This window comes from Nocardia sp. N2S4-5, assembly GCF_044628355.1.
Taxonomy (GTDB): domain Bacteria; phylum Actinomycetota; class Actinomycetes; order Mycobacteriales; family Mycobacteriaceae; genus Nocardia; species Nocardia wallacei_B.
In genome coordinates, this window is sequence record NZ_JBIUPM010000001.1 from 4,462,535 (window position 1) to 4,482,593 (window position 20,059).

Consider the following 20,059-nt stretch of genomic DNA (forward strand, 5'->3'; position numbering starts at 1 on the left):
TACCACCCGTCAGGAGCATCCACAGTTGCGCAGCGTGGCGGCGATGGCGTCCAATGCCGGGCGGCTGGCCTCGGGGGGCCGGTCGTTCGACATCAGCGCGAAGGTCAGCACGCGGCCATCGCTGTCCAGCACATACCCTGCCAACGCGCTCGATACCGACAGAGTTCCGGTTTTCGCCCGGACGAACCCCGCGCCACCGCGGTCGCGCGGCGTGACGAACCGGTACGCCAGCGAGCCCGTACCGGCCGCGACCGGCAGATAATCGAGCAGCGGGGCCAGCGGCGAACCGGTAGTCCCGGTGCCGTCGGAGTGGACGGCCGACGCGCTCGGCCGGGTGGTCCCGGCGCCCGATTCGGGCTGCGGCGCCGCCGCCTCCATCAGCACCCCGTCGAGCAGGCGGGCCGGAATCCGGTCGTCGGTGGACAGGCCGCTGTTGTCCAGCAGGGTCGACCCGGCGGTGTCGAAGCCCGCGGCGTTCAGGGCGGTGATCGTCGCGGCGGCGGCTCCGGCGAAGGACTGCTCGTTCCCGGTCGCCGTCGCGATCTCCCGGCCGATCGTCTCGGCCAGTACGTCGTCGGAGTGAATCATCATCTCGCGCAGTCGATCTCGCAACGGCGCCGACTGCACCCGGGCGACCTCGGCGGCTCCGGCCGGGGCACGGCCCAGCCGCACCTTGGCCGGATCCAGGCCCAGTTCCGCCGCCAGCCGACGACCGGCGTCGAGCGCGGGAGTCGGTGTGCGAGGGGAATATTCGACCAGCGGGTCCAATCGGCCGCCGTCGATCATGACCGGTTCGATCGGGGCCCAGGAACCGCCGGCGATGTCGGCCGGATCCCAGCCCGCCGGCCACGCCGGGCCGGTGAAGACCGAGGTGTCCACCACGATCGTGTCGGCGGTCCGACCGGCCGCGCGAATCTGCGCCGCCAGGTCCGACAGCCGCGGCCCATCTTTGTAGTAACCCTTGCCGTCGGCCTGCGCGGTCAGCGTGGGATCACCACCGGCGACCAGCACCAGCTCGTTCGGGCTGGTCCCGCCGACCACCTTGGTGGTCACGCGGTGATCCGGCGGCACCACCAGCAGCGCGGCCGCGGCGGTCAGCACCTTCGCCGTGGACGCCGGGATCACCGGCTTCGCGGGATCGGCGCTCCAGAGCGCGGTGCGGGTGTCCGGGTCGCTGACCGAGGCGGTGAACGCACCGAGATCGGGGCTCCCGACCACCGGCGCCAACGCCGCGGCCAAGCCCTGGGCGGTCGGCGCGGGCGCGGCCGGCGAGGCAGCCGCCAACTGCGGGACCGGAGTCACCGGGGCGGGCAGGGCGCCGATGCGTAGGCCGCCGTGCCGGAACTCGGCGGTCCACGGCCGCAGCGTGATCGATACCGTCGCGGCGGCCACCACCACGACGACCAGCACGGTGAGCACACCGATCCACACGCCCCGGCGCCGCCGACGGCCCGGTTCGCCGATGTTGTTACCTACCACCTGACCGCAGTCTCCCTAATCCACCCGTGACAGAGGTCCTCGCGCGAGTTCCGCCGGGCCCCTGCCGCACCCGTGCGCCCGTCGACCACACTATCCTCACCTGGCCGGCGTTCCCTCGAACGAGCTGGCGAGTCGGCAGCCCGCGGCGCGCGCGCCGGGCCATCGAACACAGGCACCAGACTAAGGAGATGACGTGGAGTTCGACGTCACCATCGAGATCCCCAAGGGTCAGCGCAACAAGTACGAGGTCGACCACGAGACCGGGCGGGTGCGGCTGGACCGCTACCTCTACACGCCGATGGTCTACCCGGCCGACTACGGCTACATCGAGAACAGCCTCGGCTCCGACGGCGACCCGCTGGACTGCCTGGTGCTGCTGCCGGAGTCGGTCTTCCCCGGCGTGATCGTGGAGGCCCGCCCCGTCGGCGTGCTCCTGATGAGCGACGAGGCCGGCGGCGACGAGAAGATCGTGGCGGTGCCGGCCGGTGACAAGCGCTGGGACCACATCCAGGAGGTCACCGACATCGGCGAGTTCGACCGCAAGGCGATCGAGCACTTCTTCGAGCACTACAAGGACCTGGAGCCGGGCAAGTGGGTCAAGGTCGACGGCTGGGACGGCCGGGCCAAGGCGGAAAGCCTGGTCGACGAGGCCTTCGCGCGGCTGAAGGAACAGGGCGGCCACTGACGAACGAGCGCTCGGTGGGGTTCCGCGTCGCGAAGCCGCACCGAGCGCTCGAGGCTGGTGGTGGCCCGCACCCACAGCTGCCACCGCCGACCCCCCGTGCGACGATGGCCGCGGGTAACGGGCCACCTCGGACCCCGGCCGCACCGACAGCGCTTGGGCGCCACCGGAATCCGCGACTGACACGCTAACCTGGCCGGCGCCGCTCGCGCACCTTTGTCCCGACCACGAACGCACTGGTCACCGCGTCGGATGAGGCGGAAATGATCAGAAAATGACGTGCCCGGGGGCTCAGCCGGCAACCCGCTCGGCGTGGACCGCGTCGACCTGCTCCCGCAGCATGGCCATGACCGGCACCGCCAATTCCGCGGCGATGCGTTCGTGCACCAGGTCGGCCTCCTCCAGCTGTACCACGATCTCGGCCGTCGCGCGTAACACCTGCCGGGCCTGGGTCGTGCGGCCCAGCCCCTGCAACACCAGCCCGTGCATCAGCATGACGCGGCCGCGGTGCAGCGGTCCGGCGGCCCGGGTGATGTTCTCGACCGCCTCGGCCGCGATCGGCTCGGCCCGAATCAGTTCCCCCGCAAGCATGTACACGTGCGCCAGCCGTGCCAGCGCGAGCCCCACCCGCAACGACATACCGCTGCGGCGCGCGGATTCGACTGCGCGCGTGCATAATTCGATCGCACGCTCGTGCTCGTCGCGGTAGGCCAGCGCGGCGCCCAGCTCGTGCAGCGCCATCGCCTCCAGGGCGTTGTTGCCGATCTGCTGCGCCAGATCCAGCCCGCGTTCGGCGCTGGCGACGGACTCCTCGAACCGCCCGTCGTCCGACAGCGTCTTGGCCACCTGGATCAGGCAACCGCATTCGATGGCCGGGTCACCGAGCCGCCGGGCCAGCCGGATGGCCCGCTCGGCGTGCGCCAGCGAGGCGGCGACCTCCACGCCGACCCGTGCGGAACCGGCCAGCATCTGCGCCGCGAAGGCGGTCAGGCGGGCGTTGCCCGGGGAGTCACTGCCCAGCGACAACGCGATGCGCTGATGGTCGCGCCCGGTACTCATCCGAGCCAGGGCGTAGGTGAGCACGGAACCCAGCGCCACCCGCACCCGGCACTCGAGATCACGGTCCCCGGCGCGCAGCGCGGCCGCGAGCAGTTCTTCCAGCGCCCGGGACAGTTCCTGGGCGTGCGGCCCGCCGTCGATCAATTCCGCCATGGCCCAGGCCAAGTCGGCACACAACGCCGGCGCGGGGCTCGCCGCGGCGCTGAGCCGGGCGGCCTGCCGGAACAGCGCCACCAGGTTGCGGCGCTCGGTGTTCAGCCAGCACTGCGCGTCGGCGCCGTCGGAGAACGACAACCCGCGAGCCCGAGTCGTTTCGAGGTACTCCGGCAGCCGCGTCCCCGGATTGCACACCGCCACCACGTTTTTCATGGTCGCCAGGTAGAAGTCGAGCAGTCGCGGCAGCGCCTCGGTTTCGTCGGCCGGGCCGAGTTCGCGGGCGAACAGCCGGAGCAGATCGTGATGGGTGTAGCGCCCCGCGGCGGTGGCGTCGAGCAGGCTCAGATCGACCAGCGACTCGCACAGGTACTCGGCCTCGTCGCGGTCGAGTCCCAGCATGGCCGCCGCGCCGGGCAGCGGCAGATCTTCCACCTCAGGACCGGCGAGCATGCGAAAAGCCTTGGCCTGCTGGGGTTCCAGCTGGTCGTAGCCGAGCCGGAAGACGGGTTCGACGGCGAGATCACCGGTGCGGAGCAGCCCCAGCCGACGCCGCGAATCGGCCAGCCGGTCGGCGATCGCGGCGATCGTCCAGCGCGGGCGGCTCGCCAGCCGCGCGCCGATGATCCGCACCGCCAGCGGCAGCCGACCGCAGGCGCGCACCACCGCCTCGGCGGCCTCGGGTTCGGCATCGACCCGATCGCCGCCGACGATGCGGGCCAGCAGGGTCGAGGCCTCCGCCGCGGTCATCTCATCCAGCCGCACGCCGACCGCTCCGGGCAGTTCGGGCAGCGCGGATCGGCTGGTGATCAGCACCGCCGAACCCGCAGTGCCCGGGATCAGCGGAGCCACCTGTTCGGCGTCCCGGGCGTTGTCGAGCACCACCAGCACCCGCTTGCCGTCCAACCGGCTGCGGAACTGGGCGGCGCGCTGCTGCGCCGAGGCCGCGATCTCCCCCTCCGGCACCCCGAGCGCGCGCAGAAAGTCGCCGAGGGTGTCGGCGGCGGAACCGCGGCGCTCGAATCCGTGCAGGTCGACGTGCAGCTGACCGTCCGGGAAATGGTCCCGGACCAGGTGCGCGACGTGCACGGCCAGCGTGCTCTTGCCGACCCCGCCCATCCCCGCGATCGCACACACCGGCACGGCGCCGCCGGGCGCGGTGAGATGCTCGACCATCCGGCGCACCCAGTCGGCGCGCCCGGTGAAATCGGCGATATCGGCGGGCAACTGCGCCACCCTGACCCGCTCGGCCACCGGCGCCGGACGCGTCGGCGCGGGCTCCGCGCGCAGAATGCGCTGTTGCAGATCGACCAGGCGGGGACCGGGTTCCAGACCCAGCGATTCGACGAGGGTGGCCCGCGTATCGGCGAACACCTCGAGCGCCTCGGCCCGTCGCCCGGCGTGATAGAACGCCGTCATCAACAGCTCACGGGTCTTCTCCCGCAACGGATGTTCCGCGGCCAGCGGCTGCAACTCGGTGATCGCCTCGGCGTGGCGACCCAAGCGGAGATCCGCCTCGAGACGGCGTTCCAGCAGGCTCAACCGACGCTCGGTGAGCTGAGCGCGGCGACGTTCGGCGTGCGGACCCGGTAACCCGGCCAGCGGAGTACCGGCCCAGAGGCTCAGCGCGTCCTGCAGGCGATCGTGGGCCAGGGCGGCGTCGGAGGCGCGCTCGGCCTCGGTCGCGTACTGCTCGGCCAGGTCTATGTCGACCGCGGCGGGCGGCAGGCGCAGCGCGTATCCGCCGGCGAATCCGACCAGCACCGCGGGCGGCGTGCCCGCGGCCCGGTCGGGCTCGAGGATCTTGCGCAGATGCAGGATGTGGTTGCGCAGCGCGCCGACCGCGCTGGCCGTGGCGCGATCGCCCCAGACGTCGGCGACCAGGTCCGCCACGGTGGCCGAGCGGCCACGCCGCAGCAACAGCGCCGCGAGCACGGCTCGGCGCTGCTTGGGGCCGAGATCCAGCGGGTTCTCGCCGCGCCAAGCTCGTACCTCACCCAGCACGGCGAACTTCAGCATCGGTCCTGTCCACAACACACGAACGTTGTGCAGAGACGGTAGACGATCGTGCTGAACAGTCGTACAGGAAGCCTGTGGTTACCGGCCCTCGAACTCCGGCGGCCGCTTCTCGAACACCGCCTGAATGGCCTCGGTGAGATCCTCCGACGGCAGGAAGGCGGCGTTCCACGCCGAGACGTAGCGCAAACCGTCGGCGATCCGCCCTGCCTTGGGCTGGTCGAGCACGTCCTTGATGCCCTGCACCACCAGCGGCGGATTCGCGGCGATCTCGCGAGCCATGGCGTGCGCGGCGTCGAGCACCGCGGCCTGATCGGCGTGCACGTCGTTGACCAGGCCGATGCGCTCCGCGCGGGCGGCATCGATGTCCTTGCCGGTGTAGGCCAGTTCGCGCAGGTGGCCCTCGCCGATGACGCCGGGCAGCCGGTGCAGCGAACCGACGTCGGCCACGATGGCGACCTTGGCCTCGCGCAGACTGAAGGTGGCATCAGCGCTGGCCAGCCGGATATCGGCGGCGGCGATCAGGTCCAGGCCGCCGCCGACACACCAGCCCGACACCGCGGCGATCACCGGCTTGCGGCAATCGGCCACCGCGGTGACCGCGGCCTGCAGCCGCCGGATGTCGTGCAGAAAGGCGGTGCGCGGCGCGGCCAGGGCCCGGTCGGCCAGCAGCGCGCCGAACAGCGGACTCATCGCCTGCAGATCGAGGCCGTAGGAGAAGTTGCGGCCCGATCCGGTGAGCACGATCGCCCGCACCTCCGGGTCGGCGTCGAGTTCACCGAAGACCAAGGGCAGTTCCCGCCAGAAGTCCGGGCCCATGGCGTTGCCCTTGCCCGGGCCGATCAGCGTCACCTGCGCGACGTGATCCTTACTCTCGACTGTGAAAGCCTTCCATTCAGTCATTTGTCCAGCGTAGCGACCCGTGTTCGGGCGGCCCGCACCGTGTAAATCCTGTGCAACATTCGCCGCGAACCGCTGTCGGCGGCGGCGTAGCGGTGCAACGATCGGTACCTCAGGATTTGCCGCCTCGGTTTACCGGAGGCCACCATGGTGATGCACAAGGGCATCGGCCTGGAACGTTTCAATTCGCTCCCCCGCACTCGCGCGGTACACGCACTCTATTCCTGCTGCTGCGCCGTGACCTGGGCGGAGAAGGTGGCCGACGGTCGCCCCTATGCCGACCGCGCGGCGCTGCTGAAGGCCGCGGAGGTCGAGTTGCCCGCCCTGTCCGACGCGGATCTCGGCCGCATCTTCGACTCCTTCGTGCGGCAGGAGATCACGGAACGGACCACGGAGCTACTCACCCGCCTCACCCGCGACCGCATCAACCTGATGATCGGCCCGTCCGACGGCTATCCGGAGTACTGAACCGCCCGCGGCCGGAATACCCGCCACCCGGGCAACGTAGGTTGGAACTGTACGAAACCAGCGAGACCGCGCCCGCGAGCGGCGCCGAGGCGGTGACATGAGTTCCTCCGATGCCGAACTCGAGGTACCCGACGATCTGAGCGGAATCACCGCGTCCCAGTACCGGTCCGCCATGCGGCACTACCCCGCCGGCGTCACCATCGTCACCCTCGACTCGGCGACCCGGCCGGTGGGTTTCACCGCCACCTCCTTCGCCTCGCTGTCGCTGGATCCGCCGCTGATCTCGTTCAACATCGCGCACACCTCGTCGAGCATCGACGCCATGCTGGCCGCCGACTCGGTGGTCGTGCACTTTTTGGGCGAGCATCAGCGGCATCTGGCACAGCGGTTCTCCCGAGCCGCCGAGGAACGCTTCGCCGACCAGTCCCTGTGGACCCGGCTCGATACCGGCGAACCGGTCCTGCACGGCACCCCCATCTGGGTACGGGCCGCGGTGCACCGGCTGATCCCCGTCGGCGACCACACCCTGGTGATCGGCCTGGCCACCCGCGTCTACGACAACACCGGCGACCAGCCGATCGCCGCTCCCCTGCTCTACTACAACGGCGGATATCACCGGCCGGTGGGGCTTGACTGAATCGGCTTCCAGCACAAGGCTTTCGCGCGTCCAGGATCAGCGGACCATACGTAAGGTCGCAGCGCGGGGTTGACAAGCGGGGCGGCCGTCTGCCAATCTCGGGCCAGGTCATGAGTGCCAGCGTCAAGCCCCGGCTTGCTGGCCGGCAACCCTCCTCCGCGGCGGGGTGCTCCGGGTGACGACCGGGCCGCTGCCCGACCGGGCAGGGCAAGCGCGGACTCCGACTACTCGTTTCCTCCGGAGTCCCATGACCCGAAGGGTTGACGTGATGACCGCTGCTCTCGACCGCACCTGTGCCGCCGTTGCCCGCGTCTCCGGATGCGATCTGCGAGTTCCGTTGGTACAGGGCGGAACTCGCCGCTACGCCAATTTCGACTACGCCGCCAGCGCACCCGCCCTGGCGCAGGTCGCCGATCGGGTGACCGAACTGCTGCCGTACTACGCCAGCGTGCACCGCGGCGCGGGCTACGCCTCCCGCATCTCGACCGACTGCTACGAGGCCGCCCGCGGCTCGGTGGCACGCTTCCTGAACTGCGCCGACGACCAGACGGTCGTGTTCACCCGCAACACCACCGACGCGCTGAATCTGCTGGCGTCCTGCGTGCCGGGCGACACCGTGGTACTCGACATCGAGCATCACGCCAACTTCCTGCCGTGGACACGGCACGGCCGTCGAGTGGTCCCCGCCGCGGACACGATCGAGGAGACGATCCGCCGCCTCGTCGCGGAACTGTGCACCAAACCCGCTGCGCTGCTTGCGGTTACGGGCGCGTCGAACGTGACCGGCGAACTGCTTCCACTGGAGCGCCTGGCTACCATCGCGCACCAGTGCGGCGCCCGCATCCTGGTCGACGCGGCCCAGCTGGCGCCGCATCGCCGAATCGACCTGCGCGCCACGGGCATTGATTATCTGGCCTGCTCCGGTCACAAGCTCTACGCACCGTTCGGCGCGGGTGTGCTGGTGGGCCACCGGGATTGGCTCGACGCCGCCGAGCCGTACCTCGCGGGCGGGGGCGCGGTGCGTGCGGTCACCGCCACCACCGCCGAATGGGCGCCGGCACCGCAGCGGCACGAGGGTGGCTCCCCGAACGTCCTGGGCGTGGCCGCGCTGGCCGCCGCCTGCGACACCCTGGCCGCCTTGGACGAAGTCGCGGTCGGCGAGCACGAGCGTCAACTCACCCAGCGGCTGCGCGACGGCCTGGAAACCGTTGCGGGAGTGCGCTTCCTGCGCATCTGGTCGGACAGCGCCGACGGCGTCGGCATCGTCGCGTTCACCGTGGACGGCTACGAACCGGGCCACGTCGCCGCCTACCTGTCGGCCGAATACGGCATCGGGGTGCGCGACGGGCGGTTCTGCGCGCATCCGCTGCTGGCCCGCCTCGGTGTGGACGGGGCACTGCGCGCCAGCATCGGGCTGGGCACCTGCGCGGCGGATGTGGACCGGCTGATCGACGCGGTCGACACTCTGGTGCGCGAGGGATCGGCCTGGGACTACGGCCGTACCGAAGGTCAGTGGAATCCGGTGCCGGAGACCCGGGAACGCCTCGCTCCGGGAACGGGCGCGGCGCCGTGCACGGTATGAGCCGGCGTGGCGGTCAGGGTGTGAGGTAGCGCTCGGCGAGTTCCTCGAGCATGGGATCGTTGTCCCCGATCGCGTCGAGCAGTTCGAGGTCGTTCTCGACGGAGAGCTGGCGCGTGTCTTCCTGCTCCGGGTCCGGCGCGCCGTCCTCGTTCAGCTGCCGCAGAATCTTCTCGCGTATCCGTGTTCGCAATGAATCAGCCATACCGTCAGCATGCCCAGCCGACGGCACTTCCCACAGGGACCGCGCCGCGATCTGTCACACCGGCGCCAGCCAGGTCCCCCACGGGGTATTGCGGAACACCGTGAACGCTGTGAACAACGCGAGAATCACCACCAGTTGGGTGCGGCGGATCGAGAACGGGAACGCTCGACCGGGTTGCCCACGCCAGTTCCGCACCGCCCAGTGCCCCAACCACAGCACGAAGCCGACCAGCAGCGGCGCCAGCAGCACATTGCTGTGCACAGCATCGAGGAACCGGCCGTCGGTGAGGTTGTGCACAGCCCGCAACCCGCCGCAGCCCGGACACCACCAGCCGGTCAGCGCGTAGAACGGACAGATGCTGTAGGACCCCGGCACGTGCGGGTCCCGGAAATGCAGCAACGCGACCACGGCGGCCGCCCCGCCCGCCACGAGGGCGGGTTGCCCGAGTCCTCGCCAACCGGGGCGAGTCTCGGTCTGCACGTGCGCGATATCCACAGTCGTCCACGGTAGCCGCCGCGAACTATCTTCCGCCAGGTCAGTCGGGCTGGGCGAACCGCAGTTCGTTGCCGAACGGATCGGCGACGGAGAACCCCGGACCGCCGGGTCCCTCCTCGGGCGGGCCCGGCCGGGCGTAGCCGTAGCGCTTCCCGGCAAGTTCGGCATGCCACCTGTGGATATCGTCCACAGCCGTCCACACCACGGTCCCGGGCGTGCCGTCGCCGTGGTGTTCGCTCAGGTGGATGACCGCCGAACCACGGGACACCTGTGCATAAAGGGGCAGGCCCGGCTCGAAACGGTGCTCCCAGTCCACAGTGAAACCCAGGTATTCACAATAGAATTCGAGCGCCTTGGCCACATCGAAGATGCGCAGCACAGGAATCGGCGCGGCGAAACGCGGGGTGTCGGACATGCCGCGATGCTGCCAGAGGCCGGGGGCCGATCAGCGTGCGGGCGCACCCTCCACGACCGGTGCGGTGAGAGTGCCCGCGAGCATATCCACGAGTTCGCCCCGGGCTGCCGCGTCGGCGGCGGCCACCCGGCCGGATTCGACGGCGCGTTCATGGTCGGCGAGCAGGGCGAACAACACCGTCGGCAGCGCGCGCAACCGCCGAATACGCAGTCGCGACGGGAGTTCGGGCAGTGCCCGCTGCAGGCCGCGCATGATCACGCGCACCGAGGTGCGTTCGGCGGTGTCGAGGTTGGCCGCGTCCGTGACGGCCGGATGCGTCCGAATCTGTTCCAGGAACCGGGCATAGTGGCCGATGCCGTGGTGCGCGCCCAGCTCGAACATCGGGACGACCAGCGCCTCCAGCAAACCGTGCACGGATTCGGCCGAACCCGCTTGCTCGGCAAGCAATTCCAAGCGCCGCACCTCGAGGGTCGCTAGGCGGTGCTCGACGATCGCGGCGATGAGACCGTCGCGCGAGCCGAAGTGGTATTGGATCGCGGAATTGTTGCGCTGCCCCGCCGCCGCGGCGATATCGCGCAGCGGCACGGTCGGTCCGCGTTCGGCGATCAATCGCTCCGCCGCCAGGATGAGCCGCTCCCGGGCCGTCGTCTCCACAGCTGAACAATAACCTCCGACCAGCATGTTGAGAAGTATGTCTTGACAATTAAGCACTATTGCTTAAAGTCTGCGTGTGACGGTGCTCACTGCTCTATTCGCGGCGCGAGCACCCGCTTCCGATACACACAGGACTGCCCGCGCGGTGGTCCGGAGGAGGAATCACCTCGCGATGATCCTGGACACCTTCCGCCTCGACGGCCGCGTCGCCGTCGTCACCGGCGCCGGTCGCGGCATCGGCGCCGCTACCGCGCTCGCCCTTGCCGAGGCCGGCGCCGACGTCGCCATCGCCGCCCGCACCGCCGCCCAACTGGACGAGGTGGCGGACCGGATCCGCGCGCTCGGCCGCCGCGTCGTCACCGTGCCCTGCGACCTATCCGACCTGTCGGCCGTCACCGCGTTCGCCGACACCGCCGCCGCGGAACTGGGCCGCCTCGACATCGTCGTCAACAATGTCGGCGGCACCATGCCGAACACCTTCCTCACCACCACACCGGAATTCCTCGAGGACGCCTTCCGGTTCAATGTGTCCACCGCACACGCCCTCACCCAGGCGGCGGTGCCGCACATGCTCTCCGGCGACGGCGGCTCGGTCGTCAATATCAGCTCGATGATGGGCCGTTCCCCCGGCCGCGGCTTCCTCGCCTACGGCACCGCGAAGGCGGCACTGGCCCACTGGACCCGTTTGGCCGCAACGGATCTCGCGCCCCGCATCCGGGTGAACGCGATCGCGGTCGGCTCGGTACTCACCTCCGCGCTGGAAGTCGTGGCGCAGCAGCCGGAGATCAAGCAGCGGATGGAGGCGGACACGCCGCTGCATCGCCTCGGCGAACCGTGGGAGATCGCGGCCGCCATCGTCTACCTGAGTTCCCGTGCGGGGGGCTACGTCACGGGAAAGATTCTCGAGGTCGACGGCGGCATCGAAAGCCCGAACCTCGAACTCGGACTTCCGGATCTGTGAGGAGAGCACGATGACCTATCGCGTAGTGCAGTGGAGCACCGGCAATGTCGGCCGGTGGTCGCTGCGATCCGTAATCGCCCGGCCCGAACTGGAACTCGTGGGAGTCTGGGTCTCCAGCACGGCGAAAGAGGGCAAGGACGCCGCCGAGCTGGCGGGCCTCGACGAGCCGACCGGCATCCTCGCCACCACCGACGCCGAGGCGCTGCTCGCCCTGAAACCCGACTGCATCGTGCACACCGCCATGGCCGACGACCGCCTCATGGAGGCCGTCGAGGACCTGAAGACCTTCCTCCGGGCGGGCATCAACGTGGTGTCCAGCAGCCCCGTATTCCTCCAATTCCCTTACGGCACAATGCCCGCGGAAGCCATCGACCCGATCGTCGCGGCGGCCGAGGAGGGCGCCGCCTCCCTGTGGGTGAACGGCATCGACCCCGGCTGGGCCAACGACTGGCTGCCGCTGCTGGTCACCAGCGGCAGCGAACGCATCGACCAGGTCGTCTGCTCGGAGCTGATGGACTACTCCACCTACGACAACCCGAAGGTCCTGTTCGACATCATGGGCTTCGGCAGCGCCCTCGACGACCTCCCCCTGCTCCTGCAACCCGGCGTCCTCACCCTCGCCTGGGGCAGCGTCGTCCGCCAACTCGCGGCCGCGCTGGACGTCGAACTGGACGAGGTGACACAGCATTTCGAACGCCTCCCCACCCCCGACCGGCTCGAGGTCGCCGGCCGCACCGTCGAAGCCGGAACCGCCGCCGCCCTCCGCTTCCAGGTCAACGGAATGCGCTCGGGCCGCGCGGTTTTCGTCCTCGAACACATCACCCGCCTACACCCCGACCTCGCCCCCGAATGGCCCCAGCCCACCGGAAAGGGTTGCTACCGAGTAGAAGTCAAGGGCGAGCCCGACTACCAGCTCGACCTCCAGCTCTACAGCGGCGGCGACCACGCCAAAGCGGGCCTCGTCGGCACCGCAGCCCGCCTGGTCAGCTGCGTCCCCGCGGTAATCGAGGCCCGCCCCGGCCTCCTGACCGCCGCAGACCTCCCCCTCACCACCGGCCGGGGCTTGGTCAGCTGACAGCCCGCCCCTAGTCGTCCATGTCAACCACAAACGTCACAAGCCAAGACCCCGCCCCCGAATACGCCGGATCATGCTGAATAGTGTGCGACACAATCCGCCCACCCCCCAACGCCTGCAACAACTCCGGCTCATTCAACCCCTCGGGCGTCAAGTCGAAGTACAACGCCCGCCCCACCATCGGCTGCGTCTTCCCATCAACCCGCCACATAACAAACCGTTGCGCCATGCGGGGAAGGTACGCCTCTAGCGACCTCAGGTCGAAACCACCTACCCTTCCCCCTGACCCGTTAGTTCAAGACGAACCCGAGGGCCCATGACATCGACCGGCTACGAGACGCTGCACTTCTCCCAGGCAACCCCCCCTGGCCCCAACCAAGCAGACGTCCCAAACCTGCTCCGCACCATCGCATCCACAATCGAGACCCTCGGCCCCATCACCGTGGCAGACCTGATCATGCACAACGAGCCCACCGCAGAAGGCAACTGGCCATCGATCACCGTCTACTACAGCAAGCACGACCCCGAGTAACGGAGTTCGCAGGTCGAGGCCCGCCACATCAATTCGTCCGCAGCGGCAGTTGCGAGGGCTGCCAGAGCAGATCCGGCAAAGTACTCGACCGAGGCTTCCGCACCATCGGCGCGGAGTGGTCGCGGCAGCACTGCTAATCGGCCGCTGGAGACAGAACTTGCCGACCCGCATCGCCTGTGAGCTGCCGACGGCGAATCTCAGGCGGAGTCTGGATCTGCATGGATGCATGCTTGACGAACGCCCGAATCGCGTTGCTGGCCTTGGTAGTACATTCCACGTGCTCGGAAAGCGTCGTCGCTCGATGAATCTGCCGAATCGCATCGATGACCGCGACGCCCAACTCCTGCAATCGTGGATCATCAATCACCAACTCAACTTTCAGCAGTGCATCCCGAAGGTCGGTGCGCAGTTGGTAGCAGTGCCGTTTCGCAGCCTGAAGCGCCTCCGCATCCGGGTCCCCTTCCTGAATCAGATACCACCGTTCGATCTGCCCGTGACGAAACTTCGTCGCAGCGACACTCACAGCATGAAACGCCTCGAGACGGTCCCGCCGCAGCTGTTCCGCGAAGGAATCAGCAGCCCCACGAGCAGCCGTGCTGCGCTGGATCAGAAAAGTCGCGGTCGATCCGAGCAGGGTGCCAGCAACAGCGATCAGGGCCGTAATCACAGCGGTCACGCCCACAACGTACCCGCCGACACCCCGCTCGGCCTGGGGCTCATAGCCATCACGGTTCCAGCATGACCGGCCGCTCGCTTCGGCAGTGGCACGACGGCGGCATACGGCACATGACCGGGCAAACCAAGCCGCCACCGAACGAATACGGAGCCGCCTGGGGGAATCGAACCCCCGACCTTTTCATTACGAGGGACCCCGGAAGTGTGATCCGGTGTCCAAGTAGGTCCGTGCAGTCCAGGTCAGAGGCCCTTTTCTGTCCATCCAACACAGTTGCGTCCAGCCGGTACGTGCCCGTCTTGGCACACTGGCGGCACACTGGCGGCACGCTGGGAAGCACGCCTGAACTGCGGTCTTACCGCCTCACTATGTGCCGCCACGCCGCTCCAACTCGGCGGCGATCATCTCGCGGGCCGCTTCTCCGTGGACTGCCTGTTCGGTCAGTGCGGTGAAAACCTTCTCGTACAACGCAATCTCGCGCGGCTGCGTAATGGTGGACTCGGCGGTGATCGTCTCCACCAGGACCTTGCGCCGGTCGTACAGCACGAAATCTGTTGTGCGCCGGAAGAACCGACTGTCCGCCGGGACGATCCCAAACACCAAGCGAGGCAGGTTCATCAGTGTGAGCACATGTCGCAGCTGTCCCGCCATCACCTCGTCGTTGCCCACCGTCGTCCGGAGCGCTTGCTCACCGACCAGGAGATACAGGCGATGCTGCCCGTGGTGGAGCACCTTTTGACGCTCAATCCGTGCAGCTATGGCGGCGTCGAGGTCTCGGCTGGTGTTCAAGAATTCCATGCCCGCTGTCATCAGCGCCCGCGCGTAGTCTGAACCGTCCTGGATCCGGTAGAGACTCGGGTTCAGGCCGCCTCGGTCGAGATGGTCTGTTGATGGTAGAGGTGTTCGTATTCGACCGGCGGTAGGTATCCGATCGCAGAGTGCAGGCGCCCGGTGTTGTACCAATGCACCCACGAGGCTGTTTCCCGTTCGAGTTCGGCTCGGCTGGTGAAGGCGGGGTGGCGGTCGATCAACTCGGTTTTGTAGAGCCCGATCGCCGATTCCATGAGCGCGTTATCGAGGGCGTCGCCGACGCTGCCGATGGACCCGGTGATTCCGGAATCCTGTAATGCTTCGGTGAAGGCCAGTGAGGTGTATTGAGCTCCGGCATCGGAATGATGTATCAATCCTGTTGCCGTGAAACGGAAATCGGTCCTGCGGCGAGTGAACAGAGCTTGCTCGAGCACTGAGGTCACCAACGGCGTCGCCTTCGAGGTCATCACACGCCAGCCCAGGATCCGCCGCGAGTACACGTCCACGCAGAACGCGGTGTAGCAGAACCCGGCCAGCGTCCAGCAGTAGGTGAAATCGGCGACCCACCACTGATCCGGACGCGTCGGCCGCGACCAGGCCCGCCCGATCAGATCCGGGTGCCGCGCGGGTCGGTCACGGCCGCGGTCGGTTGTGACCGTGGTGCGCCGCCCACGCACCACCCCGTCGACCCCGACCAGCCGCATCAAGCGCGCGACCTGATCACGGCCGAGAATGTGGCCGGCTCGGCGTGCGGCGAGCCAGAGTTTGCGCACACCGTAGACACCCCGGTTGGCCGTCCACAGGTCCAACAAGACGTTCGCGGTGTGCGCGTCGGCCCACACCGCGGCGCTGATACCGCGCTTGCGTGCGGCGTAGTAGGTGGACGGGGCGATCGCCACGCCGTGCTCGGTCAACACGCGGCAGATCGGGTCGACCCCGAACCGGTTCTTGTGAGCGTCGATGTAGTCGACGATCACCGCAGTCGGCGGTCGACCTCCGCCGCCGCGAAAAACGCGCTCGCCGTCCGCAGAATGTCGTTGGCCCTTCGCAATTCGGAGACCTCGCGACGCAGCGCCTTCAACTCCTCGGACTCCGAAACCGACACCGGATCCCGGTCGGCGGCCGGTCGTTCGGACTTCTCGACCCAGTTCCGCAGCGTCGCCGGCTTGATATCCAGCAACGCGCCCACATGCCGTCGCGCCGCGGCCATCGACTCGCCGTGCTCGCGGATCCGGTCCTCATACATCCGAACCGCCCGAGCACGGGTCTCCTCGTCGAACTTCCGTGGTGCACCCATGAATGCAGTCTCCCTTGCAAAAACGGGAGTCTCCAACCAACCCAGGACGGTTCAGTCCGCCGTTTGCAGCAAGCCGTGAAACACCTGCGGGTCGTAGCCGCGCAGGAGTTCGGTTCGTTCCTCGATGCCGCTGATCTGGCGCTGATGGCTGGCGTATCCGTGGCTGACGATGCGCCGCCATTCCATCCAGGCGGCGGAAATGTTCCGCACGGAAGCCAGCAGGTCCGGGTGTTCAGTCTCGGCCCCGGTGATCCTGCACCAGGCGGCCAAGTCGTCCTCGCTCAGCGCCTGCGCACCGTTCTCGATACGAGAGACCTTGGCCGGGTGCCAGCCCGCTTGCTCCGCCAGTTGGTAACCACGCAGGTGCGCCGCCACCCGTAGCTCCCGCAATCGAGCTCCCAGGTCGCGGCGCGCCTCACCAACGTTGGTCACTTGGCGTATTCGTCGTGCGGAATTGCCTTCGCCCACAGCTCGTCTCGGCGTTGGGCGTAGTGCGCTACGACTGCCGGATCAGTGATCGTCACCCAACCGGGTAGCGCGGCCCCGTCGCTGGTGAACACCGTGTACGCGGCCATATCGTCATCGAACAGCCACCAATCGTCATCTGGCAGGTCGGGCGGTGCGTCCTGGCGAGGCAACCACCGGATGTCTTCTCCCGCCTCGATATTCGCCGCCGTCGTACCCACCGAGAACCGGGTGTAGTCCCCGTGAGGCTCGGTGACCACCCGGACCCGCTGCACCGCGCAGCCCGACCCGGTGACTTCCCGCATCAGCGCATGCCATCTCTCGCTGGCCGCAGGGTCTTGCGGTTCACCGGCCAGGAACCGGCGGACTCGATCTGCTTCCCCAACGACCCCGCTGTAGTCGTCACGGACCTCTAGGTGGAATGCGCGGCGGTGAGTGCGGAAGGCGTACGCCAGATCATTGAACGCCAGGTGTTGCATCCCGCCTCCGCTCTGTCCCAATGGTTAGTTCTACCGCCGATTCGTGGCCGGGCAACCGGATCTGTTCCAGCGCTTCGGCATCCGCAACCGGCTCGCCCGTGAGCATGAATGTTCCGTGCCCGGTGTCGTGCAGCAGAGCACCGAAGCACGTCCCGGGCTGTAGGTGCCGGATCAAGCGGTGTGGAATCTCGATTGTGCGGGGATCGTCGGTGTTCCAACCCTGCGCAACGTACGTGCCCCGGTCACTGAGGAACAGGGTCGGGCTCTGACCGTCTGTGCTGTCGCCGCCAAGTCTTTCGAGCTTCATGGTTCCTCCCATGGTGTGTGGACACACTCAATCATCGGTGGCCAGCCGTCGCTCCGCTGGCCAATTCGGCGCAATATGGCGCAATTTCCTGTTGCCGACGAACGCCGCACTCATAGCGTGCTTTTCAGGTTCCCCTGGTGTCGCCGTTCAACTTCCGATTCCGGCACATCCCGCGCGGAGGAACCAGCACACGACGGAGGGGCACGCGATGCGACACCAACCGACCGCGCTCGGATGGGTCGATCCTGCGGTGAGTTCCTGGCTCGAATGGGATGCGGCGCAAGTCCGGCGGCTGGCGCGCCGCCTGGGCTATGTGCTCGTTTGGCCTCCCGATTGGAGTCTGATTCCGTTGGTGGATCAGGCGCGGGCAATGGACGCCGATGTGGTGATCACACCGGCACCGAACCACTTGGACGTAATCCAGTTACACGCCCTGATGGGCATTTCCGATGTCGAAACCGTCTCCCCCCGAATGAGTTTCGCACGATGGTCGACCATTCCGGACCGCGCGGGTAGGCGATAGTCGTGGGCGGGGACGGCTGGCTCATCTTCGGGTTCGTGATCGCAATCGGCCTGCCGCTGGCTGTACTGGTCGGGGCGATCTGCTGGCCCGTGCGAATACCGAGGGACCGCACCGTGGAGACGATCCGGCAGCGAATCGAGGAGGAGAACGGGCCGTAATACGGCGCGCGTCGCTCGGAAGTGTTGGGATACGGTGGTCCCGGTTCGATGACGCGGCGCTCCGAGTTCGCCGGGGCCGAGTGGCAATCGGCACCGAGACCGAGGAGAACTTGCCGAAGTCCCGCCGCAGTCGTCGTGATCTTCCACCTCCCGCCGATCTGGCCGAGGCGCTGCGCGCGCTGAAGGCGGCGCAGAAACGCGAATGCCTGGCGCTGGGCATCCCGTTGTCCGACGATCGGCTGATCGCCGTGCACGAAGACGGGACGCCCGTCCGGCCAGAGTGGTACTCGGACGAGTTCCAGCGGATCAGCAGGCGCGCTGGGCTGCGGCGCATCCCTCTGAAGGGTCTGCGGAACACGTCGGTGTCGCTCATGCTCGCACTCGGCATCCCGGTGCACATTGTTGCGGCCTGGCACCGTCACGACCCGGCAGTCTCGTTGTCCATCTACAGCGACACGCAGCCCGAGGATTTGAAGGCAGCGGGGGCTGCTATCTTCGGGTGATTTGAGGAGGTGCTCTCCGCCCGTTGCCACACTGTCGGCATACTGGCCGCGCCAAGCGTCGTGACGGAGAGCCGAAAAGAGCCTCTGACCTGGAGCCGCCTGGGGGAATCGAACCCCCGACCTTTTCATTACGAGTGAAGCGCTCTACCGACTGAGCTAAGGCGGCGTGCCTTTCGGCCCCGCGAGTCTATCGAACACTGGCGGGATCACGAAAACTGCAGGTCAACGGAGCGCATCAGCGGATCAGGCGACGGCGTCCAGCATGTCTTGGACAGCCCGCGTATCCACAGAAACGGCCATGGAGGCGGCTCGAACAACGAGCGCTTCACTACAGGTAAAGCGCCCTACCGACTGCGCTAGAGCGCCACGACTAGCCAGTAGACACGGTGGTCAGACCGTGAAAGCAACGCTCAGTGAAGGAATCGTCCATCAGCTACACCGTCGACGGGCACCCTACTGTAGGCCCACCACGGCGTCGGGATGGCCCGCTCAGCACATAGAGCGACCATTTCGGCAAAGAGTCGGCGAGCAGCAGGTTAGCAGATTGTTTGCCAGACAACGTTACAGCTTCGACTGCGAGTGCCCGGCGGTAGGTTTCGGTTACATCAGAGTCAGGACCCCAGAGCAGCCGCAGCCGCTGCCGCCGCCAGGCGGGATACGAGCGCCTGCGGGCATGTTGTAAACAAGGCCTCTGGTCAGCGGCGCCGGCGCGGCGCAGGGGCGTCCCCTTCGGCGTCGGCTAGCAACGCGGACGGCGCGGTGGACAAAGCCTCGGCCAAATCCCACAGTCGGTCGACCTGGACGCCGCTGTTTCCCAGCTCGATGCGAGCGATGACCGGTCTCGATACTCCCGAAGCTTCGGCCAAGTCGTCCTGGGTCATGCCCGCCGCCTCGCGGGCACGCCGGATTGCGGCACCGACTGCGTCCCGCCTCATTTTGCGCACCCTCCTCTGCTGCGGAGACAGCGAGGCTTCCGGTACCGGCATGGCCGCATCATTGCACGCGCGCACCACGTCACCCGGCGCCACCGCGTGGAGCGACCGTGCACCCACAGTCAATCACGGTATCGCATGCGATACAACCAGCACGTAGTACTTGCTTGTGCGACACACGGGGCGAAATGCGGAAACTGCAGCATCGGAAGTGTCATGCTGTGACGCACGTCGTGGATCGGCGCGTCGCACCGCCTTCCGGTCCCGACGAATCCCTCCGGTCGCGGCCCAAAGTTCCTTGTCGCCCTGCTTGTTCAGACCCGACGGTTGGCATCTTTCAAACAGAGGTCATCACGCCTGCCGCCCCCACAGCGCAAGAGATCTAACGACCAGAAAGGTAGAAATGCCCGCGGTTGCTGCATCCCCGGCGTTCGAGTTGTCGACCGGGTACACAAGGTTCACCCTCACTCCTCGCCTAACCCGGGTAAGCGTGGCCCCTAATCACCAATGCCACCGCGACACACTCGCTACGGCCGCGCTGATCATCCGTGCCGCCCTGGAGAAACATGGCGCAATCGAACGCCGACTGACCGGGAATCCGA

General features: G+C 67.8%; 23 protein-coding genes, 1 tRNA gene, 1 riboswitch and 1 other annotated feature. Of the genes, 9 read left to right on the forward strand and 15 right to left on the reverse strand.

Features of this window, described 5'->3' with window-relative positions:
* Positions 1-9: 9 nt before the first annotated feature.
* Positions 10-1,464: a D-alanyl-D-alanine carboxypeptidase/D-alanyl-D-alanine-endopeptidase gene (locus ACFMRZ_RS20390; RefSeq protein ID WP_400182921.1), complete on the reverse strand. Its 1,455-nt coding sequence runs from the start codon at positions 1,462-1,464 to the stop codon at positions 10-12.
* A gap of 208 nt (positions 1,465-1,672) precedes the next feature.
* Here ACFMRZ_RS20390 and ppa point away from each other — a divergent pair, with 208 nt between their 5' ends.
* Positions 1,673-2,164, forward strand: coding sequence for an inorganic diphosphatase (ppa, locus tag ACFMRZ_RS20395; RefSeq protein ID WP_280273041.1), 492 nt, complete (start codon positions 1,673-1,675; stop codon positions 2,162-2,164).
* 288 nt (positions 2,165-2,452) lie between these two features.
* Here ppa and ACFMRZ_RS20400 read toward each other — a convergent pair whose 3' ends face one another.
* Together ACFMRZ_RS20400 and ACFMRZ_RS20405 are read right to left on the reverse strand one after the other, a co-directional pair.
* On the reverse strand, positions 2,453-5,392 hold the full coding sequence (locus tag ACFMRZ_RS20400) for a BTAD domain-containing putative transcriptional regulator (protein WP_400180358.1): 2,940 nt from the start codon (positions 5,390-5,392) through the stop codon (positions 2,453-2,455).
* A 78-nt stretch (positions 5,393-5,470) separates the two neighbouring features.
* On the reverse strand, positions 5,471-6,292 hold the full coding sequence (locus tag ACFMRZ_RS20405) for a crotonase/enoyl-CoA hydratase family protein (RefSeq protein WP_280272731.1): 822 nt from the start codon (positions 6,290-6,292) through the stop codon (positions 5,471-5,473).
* A 144-nt stretch (positions 6,293-6,436) separates the two neighbouring features.
* Here ACFMRZ_RS20405 and ACFMRZ_RS20410 point away from each other — a divergent pair, with 144 nt between their 5' ends.
* From ACFMRZ_RS20410 to ACFMRZ_RS20420, 3 genes are all read left to right on the forward strand, one after another.
* Positions 6,437-6,757, forward strand: coding sequence for a 2-oxo-4-hydroxy-4-carboxy-5-ureidoimidazoline decarboxylase (locus tag ACFMRZ_RS20410; protein WP_400180359.1), 321 nt, complete (start codon positions 6,437-6,439; stop codon positions 6,755-6,757).
* A 97-nt stretch (positions 6,758-6,854) separates the two neighbouring features.
* Positions 6,855-7,394, forward strand: coding sequence for a flavin reductase family protein (locus ACFMRZ_RS20415; RefSeq protein WP_280364051.1), 540 nt, complete (start codon positions 6,855-6,857; stop codon positions 7,392-7,394).
* 106 nt (positions 7,395-7,500) lie between these two features.
* Positions 7,501-7,614, forward strand: a riboswitch (SAM riboswitch).
* Between the two features lie 48 nt (positions 7,615-7,662).
* A complete protein-coding gene (locus ACFMRZ_RS20420; RefSeq protein WP_400180360.1) occupies positions 7,663-8,976 on the forward strand; it encodes an aminotransferase class V-fold PLP-dependent enzyme in 1,314 nt (437 codons plus the stop codon).
* A 13-nt stretch (positions 8,977-8,989) separates the two neighbouring features.
* Here the strand turns inward: ACFMRZ_RS20420 and ACFMRZ_RS20425 are convergent, their stop codons facing one another.
* The 4 genes from ACFMRZ_RS20425 to ACFMRZ_RS20440 are packed head-to-tail and all read right to left on the reverse strand — an operon-like array spanning position 8,990 to position 10,742.
* Complete coding sequence (locus ACFMRZ_RS20425; protein WP_280272727.1) at positions 8,990-9,178, reverse strand: hypothetical protein; 189 nt, start codon at positions 9,176-9,178, stop codon at positions 8,990-8,992.
* A gap of 54 nt (positions 9,179-9,232) precedes the next feature.
* The gene (locus ACFMRZ_RS20430) at positions 9,233-9,673 is read right to left on the reverse strand and encodes a DUF2752 domain-containing protein (RefSeq protein WP_400180361.1); all 441 of its coding nucleotides are present in this window, start codon (positions 9,671-9,673) and stop codon (positions 9,233-9,235) included.
* 40 nt (positions 9,674-9,713) lie between these two features.
* Positions 9,714-10,088 (reverse strand): glyoxalase superfamily protein, encoded by a 375-nt coding sequence (locus tag ACFMRZ_RS20435; protein WP_400180362.1) that lies wholly within the window; start codon positions 10,086-10,088, stop codon positions 9,714-9,716.
* A 30-nt stretch (positions 10,089-10,118) separates the two neighbouring features.
* Complete coding sequence (locus ACFMRZ_RS20440) at positions 10,119-10,742, reverse strand: TetR family transcriptional regulator (protein WP_400180363.1); 624 nt, start codon at positions 10,740-10,742, stop codon at positions 10,119-10,121.
* Positions 10,743-10,914: 172 nt separating this feature from the next.
* Between ACFMRZ_RS20440 and ACFMRZ_RS20445 the strand changes: the two genes are divergently transcribed.
* The 3 genes from ACFMRZ_RS20445 (at position 10,915) to ACFMRZ_RS20455 (ending at position 13,310) form a co-directional block, all read left to right on the forward strand.
* Positions 10,915-11,703, forward strand: a complete 789-nt coding sequence (locus ACFMRZ_RS20445; RefSeq protein WP_280272723.1) for an SDR family oxidoreductase — start codon at positions 10,915-10,917, stop codon at positions 11,701-11,703.
* A gap of 10 nt (positions 11,704-11,713) precedes the next feature.
* Positions 11,714-12,778 (forward strand): diacylglycerol kinase, encoded by a 1,065-nt coding sequence (locus tag ACFMRZ_RS20450; protein ID WP_400180364.1) that lies wholly within the window; start codon positions 11,714-11,716, stop codon positions 12,776-12,778.
* A gap of 316 nt (positions 12,779-13,094) precedes the next feature.
* Complete coding sequence (locus ACFMRZ_RS20455) at positions 13,095-13,310, forward strand: hypothetical protein (protein ID WP_400180365.1); 216 nt, start codon at positions 13,095-13,097, stop codon at positions 13,308-13,310.
* A gap of 133 nt (positions 13,311-13,443) precedes the next feature.
* On the opposite strand, the gene ACFMRZ_RS20460 is transcribed toward ACFMRZ_RS20455, so the two are convergent.
* The 6 genes from ACFMRZ_RS20460 to ACFMRZ_RS20485 form a co-directional block, all read right to left on the reverse strand.
* On the reverse strand, positions 13,444-13,986 hold the full coding sequence (locus tag ACFMRZ_RS20460; RefSeq protein ID WP_400180366.1) for a hypothetical protein: 543 nt from the start codon (positions 13,984-13,986) through the stop codon (positions 13,444-13,446).
* Positions 13,987-14,349: 363 nt separating this feature from the next.
* Positions 14,350-14,955 (reverse strand): DUF5753 domain-containing protein, encoded by a 606-nt coding sequence (locus ACFMRZ_RS20465; RefSeq protein ID WP_400180367.1) that lies wholly within the window; start codon positions 14,953-14,955, stop codon positions 14,350-14,352.
* A protein-coding gene (locus ACFMRZ_RS20470) for an IS3 family transposase (RefSeq protein WP_400177736.1) occupies positions 14,844-16,090 on the reverse strand; the annotation gives its coding sequence in 2 pieces (ribosomal slippage) (positions 14,844-15,796 and positions 15,796-16,090; 1,248 coding nt in all). The genes ACFMRZ_RS20465 and ACFMRZ_RS20470 overlap by 112 nt, the downstream gene beginning before the upstream one ends.
* Positions 15,678-15,809 (reverse strand) — a sequence feature (AL1L pseudoknot). (Overlaps the previous gene by 132 nt.)
* A gap of 51 nt (positions 16,091-16,141) precedes the next feature.
* Positions 16,142-16,558 (reverse strand): helix-turn-helix domain-containing protein, encoded by a 417-nt coding sequence (locus ACFMRZ_RS20475; RefSeq protein WP_400180368.1) that lies wholly within the window; start codon positions 16,556-16,558, stop codon positions 16,142-16,144.
* On the reverse strand, positions 16,519-17,034 hold the full coding sequence (locus tag ACFMRZ_RS20480; RefSeq protein ID WP_400180369.1) for a DUF6879 family protein: 516 nt from the start codon (positions 17,032-17,034) through the stop codon (positions 16,519-16,521). Before ACFMRZ_RS20480 ends, ACFMRZ_RS20475 begins: the two co-directional genes overlap by 40 nt.
* Entirely contained in the window at positions 17,012-17,341 is a 330-nt protein-coding gene (locus ACFMRZ_RS20485) for a hypothetical protein (RefSeq protein ID WP_400180370.1), read from the reverse strand. The genes ACFMRZ_RS20480 and ACFMRZ_RS20485 overlap by 23 nt, the downstream gene beginning before the upstream one ends.
* A 558-nt stretch (positions 17,342-17,899) precedes the next feature.
* Here ACFMRZ_RS20485 and ACFMRZ_RS20490 point away from each other — a divergent pair.
* Both ACFMRZ_RS20490 and ACFMRZ_RS20495 read left to right on the forward strand, forming a co-directional pair.
* On the forward strand, positions 17,900-18,022 hold the full coding sequence (locus ACFMRZ_RS20490; protein WP_280272716.1) for a hypothetical protein: 123 nt from the start codon (positions 17,900-17,902) through the stop codon (positions 18,020-18,022).
* Positions 18,023-18,102: 80 nt separating this feature from the next.
* Positions 18,103-18,525 (forward strand): hypothetical protein, encoded by a 423-nt coding sequence (locus ACFMRZ_RS20495; RefSeq protein WP_400180371.1) that lies wholly within the window; start codon positions 18,103-18,105, stop codon positions 18,523-18,525.
* Positions 18,526-18,615: 90 nt separating this feature from the next.
* On the opposite strand, the gene ACFMRZ_RS20500 is transcribed toward ACFMRZ_RS20495, so the two are convergent.
* Positions 18,616-18,691, reverse strand: a tRNA-Thr gene (locus ACFMRZ_RS20500).
* Positions 18,692-19,220: 529 nt separating this feature from the next.
* Positions 19,221-19,511 (reverse strand): helix-turn-helix domain-containing protein, encoded by a 291-nt coding sequence (locus ACFMRZ_RS20505; protein WP_400180372.1) that lies wholly within the window; start codon positions 19,509-19,511, stop codon positions 19,221-19,223.
* Between the last annotated feature and the right edge of the window lie 548 nt (positions 19,512-20,059).